Source organism: Streptomyces sp. NPDC019224, assembly GCF_040632605.1.
Taxonomy (GTDB): Bacteria; Actinomycetota; Actinomycetes; order Streptomycetales; family Streptomycetaceae; genus Streptomyces.
In genome coordinates, this window is the sequence record NZ_JBEYCF010000099.1 from 1 (window position 1) to 6210 (window position 6210).

Annotated in this window: 2 protein-coding genes; both read right to left on the bottom strand. The window is 65.3% G+C overall.

What is annotated here, in order from left to right; translation table 11 throughout:
- Positions 1-32: 32 nt before the first annotated feature.
- On the bottom strand, positions 33-2018 hold the full coding sequence (locus tag ABZ564_RS32515; RefSeq protein ID WP_360863076.1) for a SpvB/TcaC N-terminal domain-containing protein: 1986 nt from the start codon (positions 2016-2018) through the stop codon (positions 33-35).
- Positions 2019-2429: 411 nt separating this feature from the next.
- On the bottom strand, positions 2430-6023 hold the full coding sequence (locus ABZ564_RS32520) for a LamG domain-containing protein (RefSeq protein WP_360863078.1): 3594 nt from the start codon (positions 6021-6023) through the stop codon (positions 2430-2432).
- Positions 6024-6210: the final 187 nt, after the last annotated feature.

The following is a 6210-nucleotide window of genomic DNA, read 5'->3' on the forward strand; positions in this document are numbered from 1 at the left end:
CTACGTCACCCCGCTCGAAACGAGATCCCTGCTCAGGCAGAACCTCGCCCCGGCAGCGTAAACACCCGCTGTCCAGTCCGCGGGGGGAACTTCAGCCAGATGACCGGGTAGCAGTTCAGTGCGTTGTCGTCCTCGGCCTTGGGCATGTTGCTGCCGATCACGCACTCCGGCTCCGACATGGTCACCGTGGTGATCGCGCCGGTCTCGGAGGTGATGGACTGCAGGCGGGGTCGGTTCATCCGCGGGGCGTTCTGGCTGCTGCTGTAGACGCGATTCGCACGCATCTGGTACTCGAAATCAACAGGATCCAGCTTGATGGGATCGCCGTTCTTCGCGGTGCGCTGGATCTTTCTGAGGACGAGGCTCTGGTCGGAGCTGTTGCCGATATCGGCGCCGTCCTGGTACTCCTGCGTCAGCGCGTAACTGTCGACGGGCTTGAAGGCGTCGGGTTCGGCAGCGGTCGACCAGACAAAGGTGTCGATGCTAGTGAGCCGCTTGCGCGTGAAGAACGAGGGGCCGGTGGCCTTGCAGTCTGTCTCGGACGCGGAACAGATGGCATCGAACGGCACGTCGGGCCAGTTATCGGCGGTGTCCTCCGTCAAGGACGTGCAATCGGTGAAGCAACGCTCCTTGTAGGTGAAGGTGATTTTTCCTGACGCAACGCCGGTGAACAAGCTGTCGGCGCGCTGCCCATACTTGATCTCGTCGAGATGACCGCCGCGAGTGTACGCCGCGGGGGCGGTCTTGTCGCCGTTCTGCGCGTAGTTGTTCTTCTCAGCGGTGTACCAGTAGGTGGAGGCGTTGCCGTGGATGTCTGTGGTCTGGTCGAGGTTCCAGCGCCAGGCCTGTGTCTGGGCGCGGTCGGCGAAGCTGGTGCCGGAGGAGTAGCCGGGTTCCTTGTCATCGTCGCCGAAGACCGGGACGGTCCACACCGAGTTGGTGCGCTGCGCTCCGGCTCCCTTCAGCTTGTTCTGGCCGAAGGTGTAGGTGGTGCCGTCGCTGGTGATGACCTCCCAGTACTCACCCTTCCCGTCGCCGGTCTTGCCGTCGGCGCTGATGTCGTCGCCCTCGTCGCCGTTGTCTGCACCGACCTTGTGGACGACCTGGCTGGCGTCGTCGTTCTTGAGGTGCCAAACACCGGTGTCGTCATCCTTGACGAGCTCGTTCGACTGCCCATTCAGGACGAGCGAGGCATTCTCGAACTTCCAGCACAGGTCTTTTTTGTCGCTCTGCCCGTCGTCGTCGCACGAGCCGTAGCGGCGCTCGACATATGACGAGGTCAGGTCGAAGCCCTCGCCAAGCATGGAGCCCTGGTTGTTGGTGTTCGCGGTCCGCCCGTCAACGCTGCCCGAGTTGTACGACAGCGACAGCGAGGGCGCGGGGCCAGCCGCTGCCGGGGGCAACGTGATTGGGTAGTTCCAGGTGAACGCCCCGGAAGAGGCACCAGCTTCCCAGGTGGAAGAGGCGGCCAGGGATGTGGCTTTGTAGTCACCCGTGGCCGATGCCGGGGGCTCCGCCGCAGCAGTCAGAGCGAACACCGTAGGACTTGCCGGGCGGATTGTTGCCTCAGCGCTTTTGCTCGCGTTGCCCATCTCGATTGGTGCAGCTGCGGGCAAGTTCACCTGTGCGGTGACGGTCTGCTCGGCCAGAGCGTTGCGCGAGGCGACCGGAGTCTGTTTGCGGCACTCGGCCTTGTCCGGGGTCGTCAGGGCGCAGGCGGGCAGGGTCACCAGGCCCAGGCGACCGGCCCAGTTCCCGCCCACGGCAGAGCCGAACGAGGTGTAGTCGACACTGATCTTTGCCACGCCCGGGGTCTGGACGGCAGCGGTGAACGCGACACCGGTAACACCGGCTGCACGGGCGCTCTTCTGATCCAGCACCTTGACTGTGGCGGTGCCGGCCGCTGGCCTTTTAGCCTTCTTGCCCAGGTGCTTGTCCGGGGTCGTGACGCTGACGATGCCGCCGTCGGGGGTAGCTGTGATCTTTCGTGCGTGATTGGAGGGGTTGGGCCAGCTCACGGAACGCTCACTGCTGGCCTGCGCAGCTCGTTTGTGGTTGGCGTCTCTGCTCTTCGCGAGCCGCTCCCGTGCCGCCTTCGCACCGGGTGTGGTCACCGGCGTAACTGGGTTGCTCACCGGCTTGGGGACTGCGGGGGCGCCCAGTGCACTCTGGGCGGCAGCTACCGGCGTCAGCGCGGCAGGTATCGAAAGTGCCAGAGCCAGGGCTCCGACAAGTGGGATACGCAGTCCGCGGCCCCGTGCTTGGCGTGGCCGTGTGCTGTTGTCCCTGTAGACGAGGAAGGGTCTGGGCATGGTGGTGTCGTCTCTCCAGGAGATTCCGGCCGCGGCGGGCGCGGCAATGTTGCGGCGAGCGGGGCTGGCTGGGGCGCCATGCGTGTGGTGCCCCTGCCTTGTGCGGGAAACGGTGGTTCAGATTCCGACGGTCTCTTCCACCTGGTTCGCGTCGCTCATGGCGCCCGCCCAGATCCGGATATCGCTGATGCGCCCGGGCAAGTAGTTGCCCCATGCGCCCTTACCGGCTTCCACATTTCCGCTGCCGACGGCCGCCGTGAACGGGGTGTTGCCGTCCCCCATCTCGCTGGCTCCGAGATAGAGGCTGATCGACTGTGTTTCCGCGTCGAAGATGCCGGATAGCCGGACTGGGGTGTCCAGTACAGCGAGCTCGTTGCTCATGACGGAGGTCGTGGAGGTGCCGTCGGCAGCCAGCCGGCCGAAGTACCAACGCCCGACTTGGATGGTCTTAGTCTCGGGGTTGCCGTTCTCGTCGAGAATGGGCTGGTCATCGTCGTCCACGACCACCTGGGTGTCAGTGCCAGTCTTCTCGAACCACAGGCTCCACGATGAGCCCGCTCCTGCCCGCTGGCCTAGGATCTGGGCCCGGTATCCGACAGGCTTGGCTGCAAGGCCAGCGGAATCGACGGCTGCCTCTGTGGTCACCGTGAACGAACCGGAATCATCGACCAACGGACCAGGCGTCGTACCTGCGCCCGATGTCCCGTTCAAGACCAGTTCCTCCGGCGTCTGGCCTTGCGGCGCCAGTGAAACCCCCGACGACAAGGTCAGCTCCGGCCCGTAGTGAGAGTCCGACCCGTCAGAGATCTTCGATCCTGTGGTGGTGGCGGGCTTCCAGTCGGCGACGAGTTCCACGAACGGCTTGCCCGATGCGTCGCGCAGTGAGGCATCGCTGGCGATCTGGTTCTTGGACCGGGCTGACTGCCACACGCTCACTTCGTCGATGACGCCGGGGAAGTAGTCGGTATAGGTCTCCGACCACCGCATGCGGCCGATCTGCAGCGGGCCGGTTGCAGCCCATGGTGTCGCGTACGGCACCGTGCTCTGCAGGACGCCGTTCACGTACAGGCTCAACGTCGAAGCTTCGCCTGCATCGGGGTCCCCTGCGTCGAACACACCTGCCAGGTGGGTCCATACATGGGTAGCTGCGGGGTTCACGGACGCGGCCTTCGCGTACGACCAGGTGCCGTCGGCCGGGGCATCGGCATTCACTGCGCGGAAGGACCATTTCTTGGACGGCTGGTCGAACCCGAGGCTGAAGGGGCTGCGGTTGACGCCGTCCTGGCTGATCATGGCGTAGTTGTGTGCCGTTCCCTCAAGCCGGACCCAGCCGGCCACCGTGAACGACGTGTCGGTCGACAGGATCTGCTTCGAGGTCGAGGCGTAGCCTGTGGCGCCATCCAACTGCATGCCCTTGTCGCCTCGGCCCGTCGAGCCGTCGGACTTGGTCCAGGTCACGTCGCCGCGCCGTCCCTTGTCCGTACGGGCAGCCCCGGCTTGCAGGGTTGCGCTGTGCTCGCTCGCGAACGGGGACGGGGACGTGTCCAGTGCGGGGCCGCTTTGCTCAAGGAAGTTCCAGTTCCCGATGGCGTCTGCGCCATGGCCGACCTTGAAGCTCATATGTGCTTCGTCGCCCCATCCGTTGTAGTCCATCGCGCGCACCGCGAAGATGCTCTCTCCGGACACCGTCGGCGTGACCGCGATGGTGACGGTGTTGCCGGTCACCGGCTCGGACCACTTTCCGGCCGGATCCGTGGAAAGGCGGTACTGGTACTTCGCGTTCGTGTCACCGGTGCCAGGGCCGACGGCGAACGAGGCCTTCACCCCGGGCGCGCCGTGGGCTTCGCATACCGTCGCGCATGCGGTGTATGGGGTATTGATCTTGATGGTCGGTGGTTTGGGTGCGGTCGTGTCGACCTTGAAGTAGCAGTAGCGGGCTGCCGAGCTCGTCAGGAGATGTGTGGATCCGTTGTAGGCCCAAGTCCATGCCTGGTAGCGGTAGAGGGTGCCGTCCTTGAGGCCGGACCAGCGCATGGGGATCTCTACTCCGTCGCCTACGTATCCGGTCGACGGATAGACGGAGCCGTCCAGGTCGGGGGTGTCCGTCCAGGTGGATCCGCTCTTCTGGTCGACGTCGAAGTAGACGCGGAGCCTGGCCTCTTTCTCTCCGCCCTTGGCCGTCTGCGGCGTGGCGGTCAGCGTGACCGTCGGGCTGCTCTTGATGGCCGGGGCCGACTCGCTTGTCGCGCAGGTCTGGCTCGGAGGCGGGAGCACACCATCCGGGCCCGCCATGTAGGCCGCGCTGTCCACGCCGATGTTGGTGGGCTTGGCGGGGGTGCCGATGTAGTCGACGCTCAGGACCGCGTCGTCGTCGAACCGCTTCCAGGCGATGGCGTCGTCCTCGTGCTTCGCCATCAGCATGAGGGTCAGCCGGGAGATGTTGCCAGCGGCGAAGCTCCTCACCGTCGCGGTCAGGTTCTCGTCGCTCTCGTCCGGGTTGTCGTTGAAGTTGATCTGAGCTCGGGGCTGGGAGGGGGCGCAGTTGCTGCCGCGTCCTGCAGAGACGTAGCGGTCGCCCATCTGGTCCAGCTTGGTGGGGCCTGGCCACTTCGTGGTGCTGGAGATGTTGTTCGTGCGTTCGAGGTCGACCCAGCGGGCATCGCAGGAGAACGACCAGGTCTCGGTCACGGAGAACGTGGCGTCCAGGACATGCTTGCCGGCCAGCTTCGTGGGTGCGAACTCGAAGTACATGCGGTTCACATAGCCGTTACCGCAGTAGTACGAGATGCCGTTGATGACCGCCTGGCCACACTTGCCGACGCTCATCCCGTTGTCGCCGCCGTCGAAGTTGTAGAAGGTGTCGCCGTCCGAGGAGAGCACCGTGCGCTCGGACTCGTTCAGCTCGACCGACGGATCGATATAGAGGGGGAACTCGTCACTTGCGGTGGCCGCCACAAGGTCCGCGTCAGGAGTGACAGTCACCGAAGCGTCCCCGATCGCGAGGTCGAGGACGGCCGACTCGTCGCCAGCTCCGGGACCGGCCAGGGGGTCCCCTTCCTCTTCGGGACCTGCAGGCACCGGATCGGCAGCCGCCGTCACGCCGTTGCCCATGGCGGCAGGGGCGGTGAAGAGCTTCGCCCCAGCAGCGGCAAGGGCTGACGCATCGCCAGCGGAGTTCCACATCTGCGCCACCGGGGAGCGGAAGAGTGTGTTGCCGTCACCGTCGACGGCGTCCACTCCCCCACCAGGCCCCTGGTTAAGGGTGAGGTTCTCGGCCTTAAGGTCGTAGGCGATGCTCTTCAGTGCCGGGTTCGCCGCGGCCTGTGCCGTTTCGACCTCCAGGACCTGACGAAAGCCCTCGACCGTTGCGGTCATGATCAGGTTCACGTCGGGCAGGACGTCGTCGTAAACGGCCCGACTGCCCTCAAGGTGCGGGGCCGGCAACGTGCCGGGCCAGCCCAGCGTCACCGAACGCCCGTCCTCACCAATCGTGACCAGATCTGTGCCCTTGCCGCCCGGCGAGAACGACAGGTCCATCGCGGCCGCCTTGGGACCGATCGAGCCGTCCGTCCGCTCGACCAGTGTCGCGTCCGGAGTCGCCCATCCGCCGTCCAGCTTGGCCACCCGCACCGGGGCAATCGACTTCTCCATCGTGAACGTCGCCCCGTCGGGATTCGCGTACACCGTCTCCCGCTCGGTGCGCTCATCCACAACCTCGACCCGCTCACCGGACTCGACCGCACGCTCCTGCGCAGAAGCCGTACCTGTCTGCTTGGCCGCTGCATCTGCGGCCGGCTGCGCAACTGAGGTTCCCCCGAGATGCGGAAGTCGATGACAGAGGGTCAGATGGTTCTCATGAGAGGAACATCGACCATGGCTGCCCCCAGAAAGTACTCAC